Raw genomic sequence first — 23,692 nt, 5'->3', positions numbered from 1 at the left:
ATACATAAATTTAGACTTTTAAAGAAAGTTTTCTTTTATAAAATTTTAGAGAAAAGTTATATCATTTTGAATTTTATCCTTTTTTAGAATATGAGAATAATTAAAAAAATTCTGCTGACATTATTGGTTCTTATTGTGATTCTTGCGATTGGTTTGTGTGCTTACATTTTTCATTTGAAACCGAAATATGAAGGTTCATTAGAATTAAAAAATCTCGATGCAGCAACTACGGTTTATTTTGACGATTTTGGAGTTCCCCATATTTATGCAGATTCTGAAAAAGATGCTATGACTGCGCTTGGATATGTTCATGCGCAAGAAAGATTGTGGCAAATGGAATTATTACGCCGAATTGCACCAGGACGTTTATCTGAAATTTTCGGAGGCGTTGCGCTTAAAAACGACAAGTTTTTTGCAGGAATCGGAATCGAAGAAGCTTCGGCGAAAGCCATTGCAAAATTGGATAAAAACAGCGAAAGTTATAAACTGACTCAAGCTTATTTGGACGGAATTAATCAATATTTGGAAGAAGGAGTTACGCCAATAGAATTTACTTTGGTTGGTGTAAAAAAGCAAAAATTTACCATAAAAGACGTTTATAATATTTTCGGATATATGTCTTTTAGTTTTGCGATGGCTCAGAAAACAGATCCTTTATTAACAGATATAAAAAATAAATACGGCGATGCTTATTTGAAAGATTTGGGTATTGAAGGAGAATTCAATAACACCAGAATTAAAATTTCTAAAGAGAAGACAGAAGAATACACCGAAATTTCAAAATCTATTTCGGCAATGTTGGATCAATCTCCGATTCCGCCTTTTGTTGGAAGTAACAGCTGGGTTGTTGGTCCGCACAAATCGAAAACAGGAAAAGTTATTTTTGCGAATGATCCGCATATCGGATTCTCGCAGCCTGCAACTTGGTACGAAGCACATTTGGTAACGCCAAAACATGAATTGTATGGCTGTTATCTGGCTGGAACTCCGTTTCCGCTTTTGGCGCACAACAGAGAATATGCTTATGGCTTGACAATGTTTGAAAATGATGATATCGATTTTTACCAAGAAAAAAACAAAGCTGATGACGTTTCTCAATATCAAACGCCAACAGGTTTCAGCAAATATGAAATCAGAAAAAAAACGATAAAAGTAAAAGATTCCTCTGATGTTGTTTTGACGGTTAAAACTACTCGTCACGGACCAATTATGAATGATTTTATAGATCGTTTAGATAAGAAAACGCCAATTGCAATGTCTTGGACATATACCAGAGAACCAATTTTGATTTTAGATGCTGCTTATGGACTTTCGCATGCTAAAAACACAACCGAATTTAAAAAGGCAGTTTCTTTAATTGCAGCTCCTGGATTAAACGTAATGTATGGAGATGCCAAAGGAAATGTTGGATGGTGGGCGAGTGGAAAATTGTACCGACATAATGAAGGCGTAAATACGCATTTGATTTTAGACGGTTCTAGCGGAAAAGATGATATTACAAAGTTTTTAGATTTCGAAAAAAATCCGTCAGCTGAAAATCCAGAATGGGGATATGTTTATTCTGCCAATAATCAGCCAGAAGCGATTGACAATGGTTATTTATATCCGGGATATTATTTGCCAGAAGATCGAGCTAAAAGAATTTCGGGAATTTTGGATGCCAAATCAGATTGGGACAAAGAAGCTATCAACAAAATGATTTATGATAATACTTCTGATGTTGCAGTTGAAACGACTAAAAAACTAATTGCAGTTTTAGATAATAAACCGCTTTCGAATAACGAAAAAGAAGTTTTGAAAGTTTTAAAATCTTGGAGCGGCACAACGAATATTGACGATGTTGCGCCAACGATTTACAACAAATGGATTTATTTGTATCTAAAAAATACATTTGAAGACGAAATGGGGAAAGATAATTTTAATTTATTCTTGGGAATTTCGCTTGGAAAACAAGTTATTGCCAATCAGATAAAAAATGAAAATTCGGTTTGGTGGGATAATATCAAAACCAAAAATGTAAAAGAAACGAGAACAGAAATTGTTTCAAAATCATTTCGTGATGCTGTTATTGCTTTACAGAACCAATTAGGAGAAAATATTTCAGATTGGAATTGGGGAAAAGTGCATACCGTAGAACACGAACATCCATTAGGAAAAGTCGCTGCTCTCCGCGGATTATTTAATGTTGGTCCTTTCAATTCTCCAGGTTCAAATGAAGTAATCAATAATTTATTCTTCGGATTTAATGACGAAGGGAAATACTATGTAAAAGGCGGACCTTCAACAAGAAGAATTGTAGATTTTTCAGACGTAGAAAACAGCTGGAGTATTCTGCCAACAGGACAATCTGGAAATCCATTTAGCAAACATTACAGCGATCAAGCCGAAATGTACAACGCAGGAAAGTTCAGAAAAATGAAATTAAACAAAGAAGAAATCATAAAAACATCAACAAAACTAGTTTTGAAACCGAAGAAATAATTTTGTTTCAAGTTTCAAGTTTCAGGTTTTAAGTTGACTTGAAAAACATAAAAAAAGGTTCAAAGATTTCTGTTTAGAAAACCTTTGAACCTTTACTTTCTACCTCTGAACCTTATTTCAAAAGATATTTCCCTTTCACAATATCATCAGCAAAAATGTTCAGATTATTAGAAAGAACTCTATTAGCTGTCATAAAATTTTGAGATTGATAGGCAGTATCTTTTTCGTAAGCTTTTAAAATCGTTTCTAATTCCACTTCATTGTGTCTTGCGAAGATATTATAAATCGCATCCCTGAAATTTTTGTAATTGATGCTTTCTGTAATTTCCATAGCTTTTTGATCGTTCCAGCCTTCTTTTGCAGAAGCTTCATTTATTTTCACTAAACAAAAATCAATTATATAGTTTTTATAATTAGTCGCTTCGACAATTTTATCTATTATAATTTTGTTTTGTTGTGTTGGCATCAATGGCTGATTGTTTTGCGATGCAGCTTTAGAAGAAATAAAAAGGCATAGCAGCACAGAAAGAAAACTGTAGTTTTTTAGATTTTTCATGGGAATTCAGTTGTTTTTGGGGAGGCTAAAATAATATTAAAAAAAATAAATCATCAAATTTTGAATGTTCTAAGTTGTAACAAAAAACTCCGATAAAATAGACTGTTGATCTACTTTATCGGAGTTGTTTTTGAGTTTTTATTTTAAAAAATATCTCGCTTTATTTCTTTAAAAGTTCGTCTAAAACTTTTTTACCGCTTTCGTTTGTCGGATCTAATTCAACAGATTTTTTATAATTGGCAATCGCCAGTTTTTTGTCGCCGTCTGCCAAATAAGCTTCACCTAAACTATCATAAACATTTCCAGATTTTGGAAAAGCCTCTACATTAATTTTGAAAACTTCAATAGCCTCTTTCTTTTTTCCTGTTTGCAGTAATTGATATCCAACTCGGTTCATATCGCCTTCTTTAATCGCATACGTTGGATCATTTTTCAACTTTTTAAAAGTATCAGTTCCTGCAACAGCGCCTTTTTCGGTGTAAACATCTAATAAATCCAAAGCCAATGATTTCTTCGGCAGATTAAATGGCTTACTGTATAAAATATTGCGAATGGCAGTGTTCATTTCGCTCAAAACAGTTCCGCCAGTATTATTCAATAAAACAACAAGATTTTTATCCGTAGGAATGCGAGAAATGATTGTATTAAAGCCGTTGATGCCTCCGCCGTGTTCAATAATAGTTAATTTGTCGCTTCCGTTTTCAACTTCATATTTTGACCATCCGTATCCGTAAAAACCATTCCAAGCTTTGATGTAAGGTTTGTACAACGATTCCATACTTTTTGCAGAAAGCAATTTATTGGTATAAAGCGCCTGATCCCACAAATACAAATCTTCTACCGTAGAATACAAAGATCCCGCCGCGTACGGAATACTCATGTCGATATAAGCAGCATTGACAATTTTCTTTCCTTCTTTTTCATATCCAGCAGCTCTGTTTTTTATAATTAAATCGCTGTGATCGTAACCAGAATTCACCATTTTTAAAGGCGTGAAAATAGTTTCCTGTAAATTTTGCTCATACGTTTTTCCTGTAATTTTTTCTATAATGTAACCTAACAAGAAATAACCCGAATTGCTGTAATTAAATTTTTCGCCAGGAGTAAATTCAAGTGGCAGGCTCCAAAATGTTTTTATAAAGGCTTCTGGCGTATAAGGGCTTTTCGCTTTGTCTCTAAGAAAGTTTGGCGCGCTAGTATAATTAGGAATTCCAGAAGTATGAGTCAGTAAATGATGAATTGTGATTTTGCTACCATTTTCTTTTGGATAATCAGGAAGATAAGTGGTAATAGGAACATCCAATTTTATTTTTCCTTCTTCAGCCAGTTTTACAATTAAAAGTGCCGTAAACTGTTTACTGATAGAACCCAATCTGAATTTAGTATCTGGCTGATTCGGAATATTCCACTCCATATTAGCAGAACCAAAACCTTTTTTGAAAATTACTTTTCCGTTTTCGGCTACCAAAGCAGAACCATTAAATTGTCCGTACTCGGTATATTTATTTAAAAGCTGTTCGATTTGCTGTGCTTTATCTTGAGCAAAAGTGCTAAATGTCGAAAGTTGCAAAGCGACAGAGAGCGCAATAAGTTTGATTGATTTTTTCATAATGGATTGATTATGGTTTGAGATTAATGAAATGATTCGGTTTTGATTGATGATTGAAACTTTGGTAACAAAAAGATATTCAGAAAGTTAAATCGAAATTACGATTTTTTTTAATGAAATAAATTAATGCTCTAAAATCTTAGACGATTGATTTACGATTTGGTTTCAGCTGGAAGACACTTTTTTTTATTTTATTTTCAAACTAATGAATTCCAGTGAAAAGGTGCTTTAGACAAAAAAGTAGAAAAAAAGATGTTTCAAATTATAACTTGAAACATCTTAAAGTTAGTAAGTAGCTAATATTCTGTTTTGTAAGGTTAAATTTGATTGGTATTTTATGTCTAATTCCAGTTTAAATCAAATATTATGAAAAAAATCATTCCTTGTCTATTTTCATTATTTCTTATTGCAACAGCTTGTAAGAAGGAAACGACAATAAATAATACAGCTCCAAATAGTGATTCTTCCCAGAAAACCGAATTTCATCCTGAGAATATTAAAGAAAAGATGCAGTACAACAGAGCTGTAGAAGCCGCAATTTGGGGAATTCCAGCTGTTAATTTTCAGCTCATGTACAAAGAGATGGAAAAAATCAATGGTTCGTACAACCAAGTTTTGATATGGCCAGAATTATTGAACTGGAAAAATCAGACGCTTACACCAAATCCAGATGTAATTTATTTGATGCCTTTCTTTAATACAGAAAAAGGACCAATAGTTTTGGAAATACCTCCTGCAGATAGTGGTAGTTTTAACGGAAGTGTAATGAACTATTGGCAAGCCGCAATTGAAGATGTCGGCCCAGGAGGTTTAGACAAAGGAAAAGGTGGAAAATATATTATTTTGCCTCCAGGTTATGATAAAAGCAAAATTCCGTCTGGATATTTTGTTATGCAGTCTGATACGTATCGCGGTTATGCACTTTTACGTTCGGTACTAAAAAGCGGCAGTCCAACAGATGTAAAAGCAGCGGTGGATTATGCAAAAAGAGTTAAACTTTATCCGTTTGCTGAAGCTTCAAATTCGCCAAAAACAACATTTGTAGATGCTTCAAAAGCAATTTATGATTCGTCTATTAAATATGATGAAAGTTTTTATGAAGTGCTTAACGAAATTGTGCAGCAAGAACCGTTTTTAGAAAGAGATAGAGCAATCATAGATGCTTTAAAAACAATAGGAATCGAGCGCGGAAAATCATTTGCTCCAGATGCAAGAACTAAAGAAATTTTTAATCACGCAGCAAAAGATGCAAAAGAATGGTTAGTGTCTCTTTACGAAAATACAAAACCATTTTACGGAGGAACCAATTGGTTTTTTCCTGCAAGCGACGAATATAAAATGAGTGTGATGAAATCTTATCTAACTCCAGGAATTTATCCAATCGATAATAGGGGAGTTTGTTATATGATGGCTTTTTTTTAGTGCGAAACATATTGGAGAATCACAATATTATCTTCTCACTTTAAAAGACAAAGAAGGCAGTTTTTTAAAAGGAAATTCTTCTTATAAAGTAACTATTCCTGCAAATGTTCCTGTAAAACAATACTGGTCAATTACCGTATACAATAGAGAGACTCATACTTTTATTAGAGATACAAAATGGGCGGGGCGTTCTTCTCAAACGCCTGGACTTAAAAAGAATACAGACGGAACGGTAACCTTATATTTCGGACCTAAACCACCGCCAGAAGGAGAAAGCAATTGGATTCCAACAGATCCAAAAGGTGATTTCGAATTATTGGCCAGATTTTACGGTCCAACAAAAACGTTATACGATCAGTCTTGGAAATTAAATGATGTAGAAAAGGTAAATTAATTCAGAAAATAACCCAGCTTAAAAACTGGGTTGTTTTTTAAATGAATGGAGTGAAATTTTCTCGCTTAGTTTTTTCCCATTCTTCTGATATAATGCTGAAATAAACATCATCCTTGCTTTTTCCTTCAGAATCGACATAATTATTTCTAAAAAGACCTTCTTTCACAGCACCTAATTTTGCAATTGCTTTCTGGGATCTTATATTTTCAAGATCAGCACTAAATTGTATTCTTTTAAATTGAATTTGTTCAAAACCAAAATTAAGCAGTTCAAATTTGCAAGCTTGATTTAATCCCGTTCCCTGAAATGCTTTTCCGTACCAAGTCCATCCAATTTCGCATTTTTGGCTAGCGTGATTTAAATATCCGTAACGAGTGCTTCCGGCAACCTTATTTGTTGCTTTGTCGATAATTAGAAACGGATAACAAATTCCGTCAGCTTTTTGTTTTAATGTACTTTCTATATATTTTTCAAAGTCTTGATCGTTTCGGACATACATACCCATATATTGCCAAATTTCATCATCAAAAATGATTTCCTTGAGTTCTACATTTCTTTTGCTTTCAAACGGAATTAAAAGCACTTTTTCGTTTTCTAAAATAATGTCTGATTGTAAAATTTCGCTGTTCATGAATTTTATTTTTTCTAATGAAATAAACCTAGAGCGAAAGTAAATGTTTAATTTCTGTAAATAAATTAAATAAAATAACAATTTGTTATAATTTTAAATTAATGAAAATCCGAATAATCTTGTGAATCACTATTTACAAGCAATTTGTTCATTTATTTTAAGGCTCATGTACATTTATTAGTTATTTTTACGACCCAATATTAGATTTTCCTCGATGCAAACTTCATTAAAAATTGCTGTTGTTGGTTCTGGACTTGTAGGGTCGCTTCTAGCAATTTATCTTAAAAAAGCTGGACACACCGTTCATGTCTATGATCGTAGTCCCGATATCCGAAAAATAAACTTCTCTGGCCGTTCTATTAATTTAGCGATGTCCAACCGTGGATGGAAAGCTTTAGATGCAGTGGGAGTTGGCGATTCGGTTCGAGAAATTGCAATTCCGATGGATAAACGCGCCATTCATTTGGTCGATAAGTTAAATTTCCAAAATTACGGTCAAGAAGGCGAATCGATATATTCTATTTCAAGAGGAAAATTAAACAGAAAAATGATCGATCTGGCCGAAGAAGCGGGAGCGGAATTTCATTTTGAGCAAAAAATCTGGGATGTTACTTTGAATGATGCCACTCTGCATATTGGAGAAAGCGAAAGAGGCGAGTGGGAAGAAAGAAAATTTGATATGGTTTTTGGTGCCGACGGAGCTTTTTCTAGAATCCGCCACAGAATGCAGCGTCAAAGCATGTTTAATTATTCTCAGGAATTTTTGAATATGGGATATAAAGAATTGAATATTCCAGCAAATCCAGATGGAACACATAAATTAGATAAAAACTCATTTCATATTTGGCCAAGAGGCGAGTATATGTTAATTGCGCTTCCTAATCTTGATGGAAGTTTTACCTGTACTTTATTTATGCCTTTTGAAGGACAAAATTCTTTTGAATCTTTAACAGATCGTAAAATGGTCGAAGATTTCTTTGAGAAAAACTTTCCAGATTCTATTGAAGTGATTCCAGAATTGGCAAATGATTTCTTTAAAAATCCGACAAGTACATTGGTTACAATGAAGTGCTTTCCTTGGACATATGAAAACAAAATTGCTTTGATAGGAGATGCTTGCCATGCGATAGTTCCGTTTTACGGACAAGGAATGAATGCAGGTTTTGAAGATATCACCGTTTTGAGCGAAATGATTGAAAAGTACCAAGACGATTGGAAAAAGATATTTGCAGAATATCAGATTTCTAGAAAACCAAATGCAGATGCAATTGCAGAGCTTTCATATCGAAATTTCTTAGAAATGAGTACTAAAACGGCAGATGAAAAATTCTTGTTGCAAAAGAAAATAGAAAAAGCTTTTTCAGATAAATATCCAGACAAATGGATTCCGCTTTACAGCCGAGTTACTTTTAGTGATCGCCCATATTCAGAAGCATTAGCAATTGGAGATTATCAAAATGGAATTATGGAAAAAATCCTTCAAATGGAAAATATCGAAAATATTTGGAATGGTCCAGAAGTAGAAAAGAAAATTTTGGCTTTGTTGGAACAGGCTTAATTTTTTTAAAACAATATAAGTTATATAAGTAAATATAACTTTTCTTAAATAGAAGACCCGACATGTTTTTAAAACCTGTCGGGTTTATTTATGTTTACAAAGTCAAATAAAATGAACTTATATGACTTATATGGTTTAAAATAGTAGTTTATTTTTTTAAGAATTTTGATAAAACTCCAAAAACACCTCTTATAAAGGTAGCGCTTGTCACGACTTTCAAAACAGATTTTGTAACAACCTCTGTAGTACTTGGTTCTGTTTTTGATGATTTTGCAGGAGCTTTTTCCTCTTGCTGAGCAGCAACTTCTGCAGCTTCTGCCAATTTTTTATTTAAAATTTCGAAAGCACTTTCGCGGTCAATTTCTTCAGCGTATTTCTTAACTAGTTTCGATTTACCGTTAATCTCATTAATTTCTTCAGCAGACAAAACATCCATTCGGCTCATTGGCGCACGCATCATTGTGGCAACAAGCGGAGTTGGAATACCTTTTTCGTTAAGAGCAGTAACCAAAGCTTCTCCAATTCCTAAACTAGTCAACAATTCATCAGTCTTATAATAAGGAGAAGTAGGATAGTTGTCGGCTGTCTTTTTAATTGCCTGACGATCATTTGCTGTAAAAGCTCTCAACGCATGCTGAATCTTTAATCCCAACTGAGCCAAAACGCCACTTGGCACATCCATTGGGTTTTGGGTTACAAAATAAAGCCCGACGCCTTTAGAACGAATTAATTTTACAATAGTTTCGATTTGTTCTAGAAGTGCTTTGCTGGCTTCATTAAAAATTAAATGGGCTTCGTCAATAAAGATTACCAATTCTGGTTGGCCAGCATCTCCTTTTTCTGGCATTTTCTGATAAATTTCAGCCAAAAGGCTTAACATGAAAGTCGAGAATAATTTAGGTTTATCTTGAATATCCGTCAAGCGGATGATATTAACGTAACCTTTCCCATTTTCATCAATTCGCATTAAATCATCAGTTTCAAAAGATAATTCGCCAAAAAACAAATCACCGCCTTGTTGTTCCAATTCTATAATTTTTCTAAGAATTGTTCCTGTTGTGGCAGTCGAGATTTTGCCATAATGGGCTGCAATTTCCTCTTTGCCTTCTTCAGTAATATAATTGATTATTTTTTTAATGTCTTTCAAATCCAATAAAGGCATTTGATTATCATCACAATACTTGAAGATAACCGCTACAACTCCAGCTTGGGTATCATTCAAATCTAAAATTCGAGAAAATAAAACAGGTCCAAACTCAGAAACTGTAGCACGCAGGCGAACTCCATTCTGTTTAGATAAAGACATCAATTCAACAGGAAATGCAGCTACATTATAAGGTATATTTATTTTAGCATGACGTTCTGTAATAAAACCTTCCTCTTTACCTTCTTTGGCTATACCACTAAAATCTCCTTTTATGTCCATCATTAAAACAGGAATTCCGGCATTCGAAAGTTGCTCTGAAAAAACTTGAATTGTTTTGGTTTTTCCGGTTCCAGTTGCACCAGCAATTAAACCGTGGCGATTTAAAGTTTTCAGCGGAATTTTGACATGAGCCTCTGCAAGTTGCTCACCGTCAAGCATTGCACCTCCAAGTATAATGCTGTCTCCCTTCGAAGAATACCCTGAATTTATATCTGCAATAAAATTCTCTTTTTTATTCATGTTTTTATTTGTAATTTAGATTGTTATATGAGTATTGCCTTGTTTTTGGATGCTTTTTATATGGTTTTTTTTAGTAAGAAAAAGCTTTTTTTGATTGAAAATTTAATAAAAAAAAAATTCGCAGCTTTTTAAGAAGATATCAAAAGAATCTTTGAATATTTACTAAAACGTTGTAATTTTTCTAATTATCATCCCTTTTTTTGTCTTATCTAAAAAATGACGTAGGCAATTTAATGAGATATTTTTTAATTTGAAGTTAAATTTCGGTCAATTAAATTAAAAAAAGTTTTTTTATTTAAACTAAACGTATAAATTTGCTCCTCTACAAGTTAAATATAACTAAAAAATAAAAATTATTTAAAACTATTAAAATTAAAAAAAATGGCAAACGTTAAAGTTAAAAAAGAAAGCACTTCAAATGGGGGAGGAATGATCACTGGAATCATTATTGTTGCGTGTATCTTAGTAGGGGTGTTTATTTGGAAAGTAATCATGGGGGACTCTGCGAACTTCGAAGGAGGTAATCCAGAAACTGGACATCCAATCAATACATTAGGACAAGTTTATAAAGGAGGATTCATTGTACCTGTATTATTAGGTATGTTTTTAATGGTTGTTGTTTTTTCTATTGAAAGATTTATCGTTATCGGTAAAGCTGCTGGAAAATCTAACTTAGATGCATTTATGAAAAATGTACAAGGAAGTATTAAAGAAGGAAACATCGAAGCTGCTATCGCTTCTTGCGACAAACAACAAGGTTCAGTTGCAAACGCAATTAAATCTGCTTTGGTAAAATACCAAGACGTTAAAAAAGAAGGATTCAACAGTGAAGAAGCTTCTGAAGTAATCCACAAAGAAATTGAAGAGGCAACTTCATTAGAAATGCCAATGTTAGAGAAAAACATGACTATTATCTCTACTTTAGTATCTTTAGGTACATTAGGAGGATTATTAGGAACTGTATCTGGTATGATTAAAGCGTTTGGTGCGTTAGCTTCTGCTGGTACTCCTGACCAAGCTGCTCTTGCAACAGGTATTTCTGAAGCACTTATCAACACTGCTACAGGTATCTCTACTTCTATCTTAGCAATTGTTTCTTACAACTTCTTTACTGCTAAAATTGACGATTTAACTTACTCTATCGATGAGGCTGGTACTACAATCGTGAATACTTACAGAAAATTCAGAGGAAGTTTAAGACAATAATTAATTTTTGATATTTATATCAAAAAAATAAAATAAAAGATAATGGCTAAAATAAAAATGAAAAAAAAGTCGACATCGACAGACATGACTGCGATGTGCGATGTAGCGTTCCTTTTGCTGACGTTCTTTATTTTGACCGCTACTGCTAAAGTGCCTGAGGCATTGCCTGTAGATATGCCTGCTTCTGTTGCTATAACTAAATTGCCAGATACTGATTTGGCTATTATTACAGTAGGAAAAGGGAAAGTATTTTTTGACATCAAAGGAAGAGAGCTTCGTAAAAGAACTCTTGAAGGTATGGGTGCAAAATATGGTATTGAATTTTCAGAAGAAGATAAAACCAAATTTGCATTGATGGATGACTTTGGTGTGCCAATTACAGGTCTAAAGCAAATCATTGATATGAAAGCGGCAGATAGAACCAAAGCAAACCAACCTGGTATACCTTTGGATTCTTTAGATAATCAATTAAAAGAATGGCTTCTAATTTCTAGAAGAGCTACAATTGACCTTGATGACAAAGAATTGCAAATTGCAATAAAAGGAGATGCTAAGGAAGAATATCCAAAAATCAGAAAGATTATGGATATCCTACAAGATCAGAAAATCAATTCCTTTAACTTAGTTACAGGTACGAGAGGGAAAGACTTTTAATTAAAAAAAATACACTAAAATGGCTGAATTAAATACCGGCGACGGTGGTGGCGGAAAAGGTGGTAAAGTAAGAAGTAAAAAGCAAAACTCAAAAGTCGATTTAACGGCGATGGTGGATTTGGCATTCTTATTGATCACATTCTTTATGTTGACTACTTCGTTGTCAAAACCTCAATCGATGGATTTGTCATTGCCTAATAAAGATGATGATCCTAATAAGAAAACTGAGGATACCAAGGTAGATGAGAATCGTACTATGACAGTAATGTTAGGTGAAAACAATACAATGGTTTATTATATGGGATTATTGGCAACACCAAAAGTAGGGCCTAAAGATATTGCATATGGTAAGGATGGTATCCGTAGAGAATTATTAAAACAAAAGAAAAATGTTTTAGCATATTCTACTGCTTTAGGAAAACCTAAAAACGGTATCATTGTGATCATTAAACCAACGAAAAAATCAAATTACCGTAATTTGGTTGACATCTTGGACGAAATGGCTATCACTGGAGTTGAAACTTATGCAATTGTTCCTGAGTTTACACCTGAAGAAACAAAAGTGATAGATAAAAAATAAGAGCAATCTTAGATTTTATCAACTTAAAAATCAAGAAGTATGAAATTAGATATTATAAAAAATCAGTGGCTTGATATCGTATTCGAAGGGCGTAATAAGATATATGGAGCATACGAGCTGAGAAAATCAAACAGAAAAACAAGTGTGAAATCACTTGTTATTGGTTCTCTTATCTTTAGTGCTGCTATCGCTGCTCCTCTTATAGCGAATCTGTTGCCAGAATCGACAGAAGAAGAAGAAGTTAAAGAGGTTAAGATGGCTACGGTAAAATTACCTCCTAAAAAAGAGGAAATTAAGCCTAACACGCCACCGCCACCGCCACCGCCACCAAAAGTGGATCAGGTTAAATTCGTTAAACCTGTGGTTGCAAAAGCGGAAGAAGTAACTGAAGACCCACCAAAAATTGTTGAGTTAAAAGACAAAAAAGTTGGTGCTGAGACTATCAAAGGAGATCCAGATGCAGTTTTAACTGTTGATGAACCAGTTGGTAAAGGACCAGTAGCAGAGGTGGTGCAAGAAGATAACACTGTATATAACACAGCTGGTATCGAAGTAAAACCAGATTTTCCAGGAGGTATTGAGAAATTCTACAAATTCGTAGGAAACAACTACAAAACTCCAGAAGAAGAAGGTTTAAAAGGTAAAGTTTACGTTACGTTTGTAGTTGAAAAAGACGGGTCATTAACAGATATTAAAGTTTTAAGAGATATCGGTTATGGTACAGGAGCAGAAGCAATTCGTGTTCTTAAAAAATGTCCAAAATGGACTCCCGGCGAGCAAAATGGTAAAAAAGTTAGGGTATTATACTCTCTTCCTATTACTATTCAATCTGCAGAATAATGTTAAAAGATATGCTTAATAATATTCAGAAGAAATCGCTCAAAGAGCGATTTCTTCTTGTTTTAGGAATACTGTTTTTTTTAATATATCTTGTACTCGGTTTAATGATTATGTTCTGGGAAAAACTTCCGCTCAATATGGAACCTAAATACAGATATGCTTTTGGTGGTTTACTAATTGTATATTCGGGAATAAGATTTTTAAGATTAATTAATTCAAAAGAAGAATAATTATGTTGAAATATAGTAAGGCTTTAGGTTTGATAGTTTTTGTCTTTTTGTTTGCCATGTGTAACCAAAAAAGCAAAAGTGAAATTGAAAAAGAAACCATTTTAAAAGGATCACTAGATGTTACGGTTGACGAAACGGTAAAGCAAATCGTAGACGATCAGGTTGCTGTTTTTGAAGGCACTTACTATGATGCAAAAATTATAGTTAAACCAAAATCAGAAGCTGAAGTGATTAATGATTTGTTAAATCAAAAAGCTAAAGTTGTAATCACAACTCGAGATTTAACTGCTGAAGAAAAAACTCGTTTCGATAAAAGTAAAATTAATCCTAGAGTAACGCCATTTGCTCATGACGCGATTGCTTTTATTTCAAACAAAAGCAATAATGATACACTTATTGCGTTGAAAAGTGTAATCGATTTTATGCAAGGTAAATCAGGAGGTAAAATTAAAGGGCTAGTTTTTGATAATCCTAATTCAAGTACTGTTCGTTATATGAAAGAATTAGCAAAAGTTAATGAAATTCCTAAATCTGGAGTTTTCTCTTTTAAAACAAATAATGAAGTAATAAAATTTGTCTCTGAAAATGACGGAATGGTTGGGATTATTGGTGTCAACTGGCTATATCAGCCAACTCCTGATATGCAAGAAACAATCAAGAAAATAAATGTCTTAAGTGTTCAAGGATTAAATGGTGGTGGATACTATAGCCCGACACAAAATGACCTAGGAGAAGGAAAATATCCTTTGGCACGTGATTTGTTTATTATCAATTGTCAAGGTTACTCAGGACTAGGGATGGGGTTTGCTTCATTCGTTGCAGGCGATATCGGTCAAAGAATAGTTTTGAAATCTGGATTGTTGCCATTCAAAACTCCAGGGCGTAAACTGAAGATTAGAAGTGAAATTATAAAAGATAAAGAATAAATTAATTACAATAAAGATGAATAAATTTAAAATTTTAAGTCTTGCATTAGTTGCCTCGGCTACCGCGGTAAAAGCGCAAGATATCAACCAAGCAAAAAAGGCAATCGATGCTGAACAATTTGATAAAGCAAAAACAATGCTTAAATCAATCATTAAAGCAAAACCTTCTGATGGGGAAGCAAATTTTGTTTTAGGAAATGTTTATTTAAATCAATCTGTTGTTGATTCTGCAAAAATCTATTACAATAATGGATTACAAGCTTCAGATAAGAAAAACTTAAGCTATATTGGTCTAGGACAATTAGATCTTGATGCAAAAAATACTGCTGCAGCTCAAGCTAATTTTACTCTAGCTACTAAAGACATGAAGAAAAAAGATGTAAATGAGTTCGTTTACATCGCACGAGCTTACATGAATTCTGAAAATCCAGATTATAAAAGCGCTACAGACATTTTGAAAAGAGCTTTATTAGTAGATCCTCAAAATGCACAAGCACTTTTGGCAATTGGAGACGCTTACTACGGAGCAAACAACCAAAACGATGCTTACAAAGCATATCGTGATGCTTTTACAGCTGATAACAGTTTGTTGAGAGCAAAAATGCAATTGGGTGTTTTGTTAAAAGGAGCAAAATCGTATGATGAAGCAATTAGATCTTTTAACGAAGTTATAGCTTTAGACGCTAATTACGGACCAGTTTACAGAGAGCTTGCTGAAACATATTATAAATGGGCAAGAAATAAACCTTCTACTGCTAAAGTTAACTTGCAAAATGCAATTACAAACTACGAGAAGTATTTAAGTTTGACAGATTACTCTCTTGATTCTAAAATGCGTCACGCAGATTTCTTAATCTTAGTAAAAGATTACAAACAATTAGAAACTGTTGCAAACAAAATGATTGCTCAAGATAAAGTAAATCCTAGAATTTACAGATATTTAGGATATGCTGCTTATGAAAACGGAAATGTTGATGTAGCGATTAAATCTATCGAGGATTTTATTAAATCTCCAGGAAATAAAGTTATTGGTAGAGATTATTACTACTTAGGATTAGCTAAAATTAAAAAAGGAACTGCAGCTGACGCTACAATAAGCCAAGCATCTTTTGATGCAGGTTTAGCTGACATTAAAAAAGCGGTAGAATTAGAGCCCCTAGTAGTTGAAGAATTTGCAGACTTTGGAAAAGAATTATTCGGAAAAAAACAATATGCGCAAGCAGCTGCTATTTTTGAACTTGGAGCAAGTAATTCTGAGTCTAAAAATTACTTAGATGACAGTGTTTATTATGGAATTTCTTTATACTATGGTAATGCTAGCAAGCCAAAAGAAAGCCGCGATGCTGTTGCTTTAGGAAAAGCAGATGCTGCTTTTGATAAAATTTTAGCTACTGCTCCTAGTTATGATGAAGCGTATTTATACAAAGCAAGAATTAATTCATTGTTAGAGAAAGATGATTTGATCATTAAAAACTACGAAGAATACGTTGCTAAAATTTCAGCAAAAGGTCCAGAAGAAGTTGCTAAGCCTGCTGTAACTAAGAAATTTGTTGAAGCTTACAACGGTATTGCTGCAGCTTATGCTAACACAGATAAAGCTAAAGCTATTGAATATTTCAATAAAACTTTAGTATTAGATCCTGCGAATTCATACGCTACACAATCTATAAAAACTTTAAAATAATCTAGATTTTATAAAATAATAGAAAACCGATAGTTCAAAAAACTATCGGTTTTTTTGTTCCGTATATTATTGACTATCTTTGCACTCTTAAAATATTAAAATGTTACCAAAAGAAATTCAATTAGAAGTAAATAAAGGAGCAATGCTACCTTTGATGGAAGAATTTTATACCATTCAAGGAGAAGGTTCTCATACAGGACGGGCTGCTTATTTTATTAGAATTGGTGGATGTGATGTAGGATGTCACTGGTGTGATGTGAAAGAAAGCTGGAATGCTGAACTTCATCCGCCGACAAGCGTTGATTTAATTGTTGAAAATGCTGCAAAATATGCTGATACAGTAGTTGTGACTGGTGGAGAGCCTTTATCTTGGGATATGACACTTTTAACTAAGCGATTAAAAGAAAAGAATTTAAAAGTGCATATTGAAACTTCTGGAGCTTTTCCGTTATCAGGAACTTGGGATTGGATTTGTCTTTCGCCAAAAAAGAATAAATTGCCAACAAAAACGGTGTATGACAATGCTCATGAATTAAAAGTGATTATTTATAATAAACACGATTTTATTTTTGCAGAAGAACAAGCAGAATTAGTAAACGATAATGCAATTTTGTTTCTTCAGCCAGAGTGGAGTAAAAAAGAAGAAATGACTCCGCTTATTGTTGATTATGTTATGAATAATCCAAAATGGAGGGTTTCATTGCAGACTCATAAATATCTTAATATTCCATAAAGCAAAAAATCTCTTCATTTGAAGAGATTTTTTGTTTATTACAAGTATACAATTTGTGTAAAAAGTAAACACTCTGTTATTTCCAGTTTTTATTTTTTTTTAAAGATGTAATGTGGGCTAAATGATGATTTCCATGCCAAGCATACATTCCAATAATCTTTTTGAGTTTATTTTCTGAATTATCTGCAGGATGTACAAAAGTTTTTTCTAAATCAGATTCAGATAAATTTCTCATAATATATCCTAATCTAAAATGAAGACCTTTCAATAAATCTAGAGTTGGTTGGATAGGCATGGTTAAATTATCATTTAATTCAGACCAAAGAACTTCATCGTAAGCTTTAATAACTGGATTATTTTCCGTCAAAGCCCACTTAATACGAACGTAGCAATTCATATGGCTTTCGGCGCAATGATGAATAACTTGTCTTATGGTCCAGCCTTCTGGGCGATAAGCTGTGTCTAATTGTTCATCCGTTAAATGAATTGTCTCTCTTGCTAATTTTTCTGGAAGAGTTTCAATTTCTTCAATTTTCTCAGCAAGATATTCCGTTGAATAATTCTCAGGAGCTATAAATTTTCCAATAGGATATTTTAATTTCTCTAAATCTAATTCTTTCATGAGTTTTTTATGGTTTGATTTAAATAGAAAGTCTGGCTAAATAATCATAATGTTCGCCCTCAAGAATCAATTCGCAATTTAAACCATTCGCAATAGCAGCATTTTGAAGCGTATTATAATCCAAATATAACCAATCAAAAGGCTCTTCTTTTTCTCCTTTATAACTAATGTTGAAAACGAGCTCGCCATAATAATCATTTTCAGACGGAATCCATTTTCCACCATCTTCATCTTCATCAAACATATAAATGATATCAGAGCTGTCAATTAAAATTTGTCCGCCTGGATTTAAAAGCGATTTTAATTTAGATAAGTAAGTGTTGCAGTTTTTTAACTGACCAAAAATCCCTGTTCCATTCATCAGAAGTAAAATCGTGTCGAATTTTTCGCCATCAAAATCTAAAATATTTTCAACTTTAGCATTTTTAATTCCGCGAAGGCGACAAGTTTCAATTGCTTTTTCTGAAATATCTATAGCTGTTATCTCTAAATTTTTTTCGTTTTGAAGAGATAAAGCATGACTCCCAGCCCCGCAACCTACGTCTAGTATTTTTCCTTTCGCCAATTGCAAAGCTTTTTGCTCAATTTTTGGCATTTCATTATAAGTTCGAAAAAGATATTCAACACTCATTTCGTCTTCTTCAGAAATTGAAGTTTCGGTAATAATGTCTTCAGGTGAATTTTTGGTGTAAAAATCAAATATCGCTTTCCCAAAAAGATCTTTCATTGTTTTAGTTCAAAGTTTAAGGTTTCAAGTTCAAAGTTGTTTAATTTTGCAAATAAATTTTAAAGAGTAAACTTGAAACAGATTTTAAATAACTTAAGTAAGTTAGCCAAAGATAAGCATAACGAGAATAAAAAGTATTTCGATAAGCTTAAAAAGAAACCGCCAAAGAATTTAGATTACATTATGCAAGATTTGCACGATGCTGAATTTAAAAGGACGGATTGCTTGAAGTGTGCTAATTGCTGTAAAACAACGGGACCGTTATTTACTTTGGCAGATATCGAGCGAATTTCAAAACATTTCAGACAGAAGCCACAGCAATTCATTGATCAGTATTTACGAATTGATGAGGAAAAAGATTATGTTTTGCAAAGCGTTCCCTGCACATTTTTGGATAATGAAAACTACTGTATGATTTATGATGTTCGTCCAAAAGCCTGTAGAGAATTTCCGCATACCGATCGAAACAAGTTTTATCAGATTTCAAACTTAACTTTGAAAAATGTCGAAATTTGTCCAGCAGCATTTAATATCGTAGAAGAAATGAAAAAGAAATTACCACTATAAATTAAAACTGGTAATTGTTTCTAAGAATATCTGGATTTCCTTTTTTAAGATGTATTTTTGAGAAAGGAATAATTAAACAACATAAAGAAGCCTCAAAATTTGAATTTAGAATATTTCATAGCCAAAAGACTTATTACTGCAAAAGATTATAAAAGCAGTATTTCGGCGCCTATTATAAAAATTGCCATTTCGGCAATCGCAATCGGAATTATCATGATGATGGTTTCTGTAGCAACCGGAATAGGCTTACAGAAAAAAATTCGTGAAAAAGTTTCTGCTTTTAACGGACAAATTGTAATCTCTAATTATGACAATAACAATTCAGAAGTTACGACGGTTCCAATTTCAAAAAAACAAGATTTTTATCCTAATTTTAAATCTGTTCCAGAAGTAAGTCATATTCAAGCAGTGGCAACCAAAGCTGGAATAATTAGAACGGAAAATGCTTTTGAAGGAATTATATTCAAAGGAGTAGGGGCAGATTATGATTGGAACAATATAAAAGAATATATTGTAGAAGGAAAAATGCCAGATTTTAAAAAAGCACTAAACGAAGATGTTATTATTTCAAGATTCCTTGCGGATCGTTTAAATTTGAAAGTTGGAGATGAATTCAATACTTTTTTTATAAAAGAGGAACAAGGTAAACTTCCAAACAGTCGACGATTTAAAATTGCTGCCATTTTCAATTCAGGATTTCAAGATTTTGATGCAACTTATATAATTGGTGACATTCGACATATCCAGAGAATTAATAAGTGGGATGAAAATCAGGTGGGCGCATTTGAGATTTTTGTGAAGGATTTTAACGAAATTAAATCAGTTGGAAATAAAATTTACGAAGAAACATCGTCTAATCTTGATACAAAAACTATTATAGAAAAATACAGCTATATTTTTGACTGGCTTAAGTTATTCGATTTTAATATTATAATCATTTTAGGAGTTATGATTTTAGTTGCTACAATCAATATGGTAGTGGCTCTTTTAGTTCTCATCTTAGAAAGAACCCAAATGATCGGAATTTTAAAATCTATGGGAGCAAATAACTGGTCAGTTCGTAAAATATTTTTATATAATGCCTTTTACCTAATTCTGCGCGGATTATTTTGGGGGAATTTGATAGGAATTTCAATTCTGTTAATCCAGCAACAATTTGGCGTAATTCAGTTAAATCCTGAAAACTATTATGTCAATCAAGCGCCAGTTTATCTCAATTGGGCTTATATACTTCTGCTAAACCTGCTCACTGTTAGTGTTTGTTTCTTGGTGTTATTAATCCCATCTTATATAATAACCAAAATATCCCCAGTAAAAGCAATTCGCTTCGACTAAGAAAAAAATAAAATCATAATCAAGCCCGACAGTTTTCCAAAAGCTGTCGGGTTTATTTTTACATATATAATGTATAAGTATAAAAATGTACGCTCGAGCGAAGCCCTTCGAGTTTTGGAATTCGGCATTTGAAGGATTGCAATTTTGAATTAGGAGCTTATTCCCGCTATGCGCTGCAATCTTTTCATGGCGAACCCCGCCATAAAAAGGATTTCCGCTCCTATCGGGGCTAGGGGAGCTGTCTTCGGAAGGGCATTTTCGGGGGAAAGAAGATTTCGAAGGCATAAGAAATCATCAAAAACAGGACCAAAGGCTAAAAATCCAATAAAAATGGAGACACGAACCCCCCGAAAAACAGCAAAAGCATATCGTAACAAAGAAAAACCTTACGAAATAAGAAAAAACATGAAAGCGTAAACGATCCGTTGCCAGACAGTTAGGAAAAAGATCGGAAAAACATGAAAAAAACGGGGCGGAAAAGCTTGGAAAAGCGGAAAAAGGTTCTACTTTTGCACCCGCAACAGCGAAAACGCTCTTAGAAATTCAGGCAGGAAAGAAGAATCGTAAAGGAAATAAATTTTCAGAAAAAAGATTCGGAAAAGCTTGCGGGAAAAGAAAAAGCTTTTTACATTTGCACCCCGCAAAACGCGTAAAGCTCATTGAGATACTGGCATAGAAAATGGAAGAAGGAGGCGAAAAAAAAGCTTCAAAATTTTTTCAAATTTTTCTTGCGAGAAACAAAAAGAATTTTTAGTTTTGCACCCGCTTTGAGATACAGGCGAAAAGACAGAAATACACGTTCGTAGACATATTGAATTGACAGCCGTTCCGATGAAAATCGGAACAAAAGAAATAAGAGCAGTAGAATCGGAAGATTTTAAAAGAACCTGAATAAGGCATCGAGATATAATATTAAAATATACGATGAAGAGTTTGATCCTGGCTCAGGATGAACGCTAGCGGCAGGCTTAACACATGCAAGTCGAGGGGTATATGTCTTCGGATGTAGAGACCGGCGCACGGGTGCGTAACGCGTATGCAATCTGCCTTTCACAGAGGGATAGCCCAGAGAAATTTGGATTAATACCTCATAGCATTATAGGATGGCATCATTTTATAATTAAAGTCACAACGGTGAAAGATGAGCATGCGTCCCATTAGCTAGTTGGTAAGGTAACGGCTTACCAAGGCTACGATGGGTAGGGGTCCTGAGAGGGAGATCCCCCACACTGGTACTGAGACACGGACCAGACTCCTACGGGAGGCAGCAGTGAGGAATATTGGTCAATGGGCGCAAGCCTGAACCAGCCATGCCGCGTGCAGGATGACGGTCCTATGGATTGTAAACTGCTTTTGCACAGGAAGAAACACTTGCTCGTGAGCAAGCTTGACGGTACTGTGAGAATAAGGATCGGCTAACTCCGTGCCAGCAGCCGCGGTAATACGGAGGATCCAAGCGTTATCCGGAATCATTGGGTTTAAAGGGTCCGTAGGCGGTCTTGTAAGTCAGTGGTGAAAGCCCATCGCTCAACGGTGGAACGGCCATTGATACTGCAGGACTTGAATTATTGGGAAGTAACTAGAATATGTAGTGTAGCGGTGAAATGCTTAGAGATTACATGGAATACCAATTGCGAAGGCAGGTTACTACCAATTGATTGACGCTGATGGACGAAAGCGTGGGTAGCGAACAGGATTAGATACCCTGGTAGTCCACGCCGTAAACGATGGATACTAGCTGTTGGGCGCAAGTTCAGTGGCTAAGCGAAAGTGATAAGTATCCCACCTGGGGAGTACGTTCGCAAGAATGAAACTCAAAGGAATTGACGGGGGCCCGCACAAGCGGTGGAGCATGTGGTTTAATTCGATGATACGCGAGGAACCTTACCAAGGCTTAAATGTAGATTGACCGGTTTGGAAACAGACCTTTCGCAAGACAATTTACAAGGTGCTGCATGGTTGTCGTCAGCTCGTGCCGTGAGGTGTCAGGTTAAGTCCTATAACGAGCGCAACCCCTGTTGTTAGTTGCCAGCGAGTCAAGTCGGGAACTCTAACAAGACTGCCAGTGCAAACTGTGAGGAAGGTGGGGATGACGTCAAATCATCACGGCCCTTACGCCTTGGGCTACACACGTGCTACAATGGCCGGTACAGAGAGCAGCCACTGGGCGACCAGGAGCGAATCTACAAAGCCGGTCACAGTTCGGATCGGAGTCTGCAACTCGACTCCGTGAAGCTGGAATCGCTAGTAATCGGATATCAGCCATGATCCGGTGAATACGTTCCCGGGCCTTGTACACACCGCCCGTCAAGCCATGGAAGCTGGGGGTGCCTGAAGTCGGTGACCGCAAGGAGCTGCCTAGGGTAAAACTGGTAACTAGGGCTAAGTCGTAACAAGGTAGCCGTACCGGAAGGTGCGGCTGGAACACCTCCTTTCTAGAGCCCGAGTGTTAGCGCAAGCACGCTTGGGAAATAAGATGCCCGATAGGGTTTTTGGATCTTTAAAATTGTATTGCTCTTGCTGTTAATTTAAAAAAAATGAAAAATTAAGAAAAACAGAGTCTCGTAGCTCAGCTGGTTAGAGTACTACACTGATAATGTAGGGGTCGGCAGTTCGAGTCTGCCCGGGACTACTATTTGACTTAAAAAAAGGAAATTTTAGAAGTTGAGCGTTTATGAGCATTCATAACTCATAATTCATAACTCATCATTTAAAAATGGGGGATTAGCTCAGCTGGCTAGAGCGCCTGCCTTGCACGCAGGAGGTCAACGGTTCGACTCCGTTATTCTCCACCAAGGGCTATAAGCTGTAAGCTGTATGCCGTAAGCTGAGAAAGCTTAAAGCGTATTGCTTAAAGCCTAAAGCGAAATAAAGTTCATTGACATATTGGGATAAGAAAATAATAAGAAAGTAGAAAGCGTTTTTTGCAATTTATTGCAAAAAACAAAAAAAAACGGTCTTGTTTTAATTTACAAGACTGGTGCAATAAGCAAAATAAGGGCGCATGGGGAATGCCTAGGCTCTCAGAGGCGATGAAAGGCGTGATAAGCTGCGAAAAGCTGCGGGGACGGGCACACACCGACTGATCCGCAGATACCTGAATGGGGCAACCCGCTATGTTGAAGACATAGCACACCGATAGGTGGGCAAACCCGCTGAACTGAAACATCTAAGTAGGCGGAGGAGAAGAAAACAAAAGTGATTCCGTAAGTAGTGGCGAGCGAACGCGGATTAGCCCAAACCAGTGCTGTTACGGCAGTGCTGGGGTTGT

General features: G+C 34.7%; 20 protein-coding genes, 2 tRNA genes and 2 rRNA genes (1 of these 24 only partly in view). 18 read left to right on the top strand and 6 right to left on the bottom strand.

Translation table 11 applies throughout. From position 1 onward, the window contains the following. The first annotated feature begins 90 nt into the window (after positions 1 to 90). Positions 91 to 2,481: a penicillin acylase family protein gene (locus QLQ96_RS02615; RefSeq protein WP_482494430.1), complete on the top strand. Its 2,391-nt coding sequence runs from the start codon at positions 91 to 93 to the stop codon at positions 2,479 to 2,481. A 112-nt stretch (positions 2,482 to 2,593) separates the two neighbouring features. Here the strand turns inward: QLQ96_RS02615 and QLQ96_RS02610 are convergent, their stop codons facing one another. Together QLQ96_RS02610 and QLQ96_RS02605 are read right to left on the bottom strand one after the other, a co-directional pair. Beyond that, positions 2,594 to 3,037, bottom strand: coding sequence for a hypothetical protein (locus QLQ96_RS02610; protein WP_482494428.1), 444 nt, complete (start codon positions 3,035 to 3,037; stop codon positions 2,594 to 2,596). Positions 3,038 to 3,197: 160 nt separating this feature from the next. After that, complete coding sequence (locus tag QLQ96_RS02605; protein ID WP_482494426.1) at positions 3,198 to 4,646, bottom strand: serine hydrolase; 1,449 nt, start codon at positions 4,644 to 4,646, stop codon at positions 3,198 to 3,200. A 366-nt stretch (positions 4,647 to 5,012) separates the two neighbouring features. On the opposite strand from QLQ96_RS02605, the gene QLQ96_RS02600 reads away from it, so the two are divergent. Together QLQ96_RS02600 and QLQ96_RS02595 are read left to right on the top strand one after the other, a co-directional pair. Further along, a complete protein-coding gene (locus QLQ96_RS02600; RefSeq protein WP_482494425.1) occupies positions 5,013 to 6,068 on the top strand; it encodes a DUF1254 domain-containing protein in 1,056 nt (351 codons plus the stop codon). Between the two features lie 10 nt (positions 6,069 to 6,078). Beyond that, positions 6,079 to 6,462: a DUF1214 domain-containing protein gene (locus QLQ96_RS02595; protein WP_482496910.1), complete on the top strand. Its 384-nt coding sequence runs from the start codon at positions 6,079 to 6,081 to the stop codon at positions 6,460 to 6,462. Positions 6,463 to 6,499: 37 nt separating this feature from the next. Here the strand turns inward: QLQ96_RS02595 and QLQ96_RS02590 are convergent, their stop codons facing one another. Next, a complete protein-coding gene (locus QLQ96_RS02590; protein WP_482494423.1) occupies positions 6,500 to 7,093 on the bottom strand; it encodes a GNAT family N-acetyltransferase in 594 nt (197 codons plus the stop codon). Positions 7,094 to 7,307: 214 nt separating this feature from the next. Between QLQ96_RS02590 and QLQ96_RS02585 the strand changes: the two genes are divergently transcribed. After that, positions 7,308 to 8,651 (top strand): FAD-dependent oxidoreductase, encoded by a 1,344-nt coding sequence (locus QLQ96_RS02585; protein ID WP_482494421.1) that lies wholly within the window; start codon positions 7,308 to 7,310, stop codon positions 8,649 to 8,651. A gap of 148 nt (positions 8,652 to 8,799) precedes the next feature. Here QLQ96_RS02585 and QLQ96_RS02580 read toward each other — a convergent pair whose 3' ends face one another. Continuing rightward, positions 8,800 to 10,317 carry a helicase HerA-like domain-containing protein gene (locus QLQ96_RS02580; RefSeq protein WP_482494419.1) on the bottom strand — a complete coding sequence of 506 codons (1,518 nt, stop codon included), beginning with the start codon at positions 10,315 to 10,317 and terminating at the stop codon, positions 8,800 to 8,802. Between the two features lie 381 nt (positions 10,318 to 10,698). Here QLQ96_RS02580 and QLQ96_RS02575 point away from each other — a divergent pair, with 381 nt between their 5' ends. From QLQ96_RS02575 to QLQ96_RS02540, 8 genes are all read left to right on the top strand, one after another. Next, entirely contained in the window at positions 10,699 to 11,523 is an 825-nt protein-coding gene (locus tag QLQ96_RS02575) for a MotA/TolQ/ExbB proton channel family protein (protein ID WP_294785438.1), read from the top strand. Positions 11,524 to 11,565: 42 nt separating this feature from the next. Next, a complete protein-coding gene (locus QLQ96_RS02570; RefSeq protein ID WP_482494418.1) occupies positions 11,566 to 12,177 on the top strand; it encodes a biopolymer transporter ExbD in 612 nt (203 codons plus the stop codon). A 19-nt stretch (positions 12,178 to 12,196) separates the two neighbouring features. Further along, positions 12,197 to 12,757 carry an ExbD/TolR family protein gene (locus tag QLQ96_RS02565; RefSeq protein WP_482494416.1) on the top strand — a complete coding sequence of 187 codons (561 nt, stop codon included), beginning with the start codon at positions 12,197 to 12,199 and terminating at the stop codon, positions 12,755 to 12,757. Positions 12,758 to 12,796: 39 nt separating this feature from the next. Beyond that, complete coding sequence (locus QLQ96_RS02560; protein WP_482494414.1) at positions 12,797 to 13,597, top strand: energy transducer TonB; 801 nt, start codon at positions 12,797 to 12,799, stop codon at positions 13,595 to 13,597. After that, entirely contained in the window at positions 13,597 to 13,827 is a 231-nt protein-coding gene (locus tag QLQ96_RS02555; RefSeq protein WP_111286913.1) for a hypothetical protein, read from the top strand. The genes QLQ96_RS02560 and QLQ96_RS02555 overlap by 1 nt, the downstream gene beginning before the upstream one ends. A gap of 2 nt (positions 13,828 to 13,829) precedes the next feature. Then, the gene (locus QLQ96_RS02550; protein ID WP_482494411.1) at positions 13,830 to 14,753 is read left to right on the top strand and encodes a PstS family phosphate ABC transporter substrate-binding protein; all 924 of its coding nucleotides are present in this window, start codon (positions 13,830 to 13,832) and stop codon (positions 14,751 to 14,753) included. Positions 14,754 to 14,769: 16 nt separating this feature from the next. Next, positions 14,770 to 16,437, top strand: a complete 1,668-nt coding sequence (locus tag QLQ96_RS02545) for a tetratricopeptide repeat protein (RefSeq protein WP_482494410.1) — start codon at positions 14,770 to 14,772, stop codon at positions 16,435 to 16,437. Positions 16,438 to 16,537: 100 nt separating this feature from the next. Next, a complete protein-coding gene (locus QLQ96_RS02540) occupies positions 16,538 to 17,170 on the top strand; it encodes a 7-carboxy-7-deazaguanine synthase QueE (RefSeq protein ID WP_482494408.1) in 633 nt (210 codons plus the stop codon). 76 nt (positions 17,171 to 17,246) lie between these two features. Here the strand turns inward: QLQ96_RS02540 and QLQ96_RS02535 are convergent, their stop codons facing one another. Further along, the gene (locus QLQ96_RS02535) at positions 17,247 to 17,792 is read right to left on the bottom strand and encodes a YfiT family bacillithiol transferase (protein WP_482494406.1); all 546 of its coding nucleotides are present in this window, start codon (positions 17,790 to 17,792) and stop codon (positions 17,247 to 17,249) included. Between the two features lie 19 nt (positions 17,793 to 17,811). Then, positions 17,812 to 18,519: a class I SAM-dependent methyltransferase gene (locus tag QLQ96_RS02530; protein WP_482494405.1), complete on the bottom strand. Its 708-nt coding sequence runs from the start codon at positions 18,517 to 18,519 to the stop codon at positions 17,812 to 17,814. A 72-nt stretch (positions 18,520 to 18,591) separates the two neighbouring features. On the opposite strand from QLQ96_RS02530, the gene QLQ96_RS02525 reads away from it, so the two are divergent. The 6 genes from QLQ96_RS02525 to QLQ96_RS02500 all read left to right on the top strand — a co-directional run. Beyond that, positions 18,592 to 19,086 (top strand): YkgJ family cysteine cluster protein, encoded by a 495-nt coding sequence (locus QLQ96_RS02525; RefSeq protein WP_482494404.1) that lies wholly within the window; start codon positions 18,592 to 18,594, stop codon positions 19,084 to 19,086. 99 nt (positions 19,087 to 19,185) lie between these two features. After that, positions 19,186 to 20,421 carry an ABC transporter permease gene (locus QLQ96_RS02520; RefSeq protein ID WP_482494402.1) on the top strand — a complete coding sequence of 412 codons (1,236 nt, stop codon included), beginning with the start codon at positions 19,186 to 19,188 and terminating at the stop codon, positions 20,419 to 20,421. Positions 20,422 to 21,342: 921 nt separating this feature from the next. Beyond that, positions 21,343 to 22,856 (top strand): 16S ribosomal RNA (locus tag QLQ96_RS02515). A gap of 123 nt (positions 22,857 to 22,979) precedes the next feature. Next, a tRNA-Ile gene (locus tag QLQ96_RS02510) sits at positions 22,980 to 23,053 on the top strand. Positions 23,054 to 23,139: 86 nt separating this feature from the next. Beyond that, positions 23,140 to 23,216: transfer RNA gene (locus QLQ96_RS02505), tRNA-Ala, on the top strand. A 187-nt stretch (positions 23,217 to 23,403) separates the two neighbouring features. Continuing rightward, positions 23,404 to 23,692, top strand: a 23S ribosomal RNA gene (locus QLQ96_RS02500); it runs 2,594 nt beyond the window's last position. Together the 16S and 23S rRNA genes with 2 tRNA genes alongside form the textbook arrangement of a ribosomal RNA operon.

The sequence above is a fragment of the Flavobacterium sp. B167r genome (assembly GCF_056824315.1).
The sequence above is the reverse complement of the archived record's forward strand: the minus strand, read 5'-3'. Positions and strand labels throughout refer to the sequence as shown.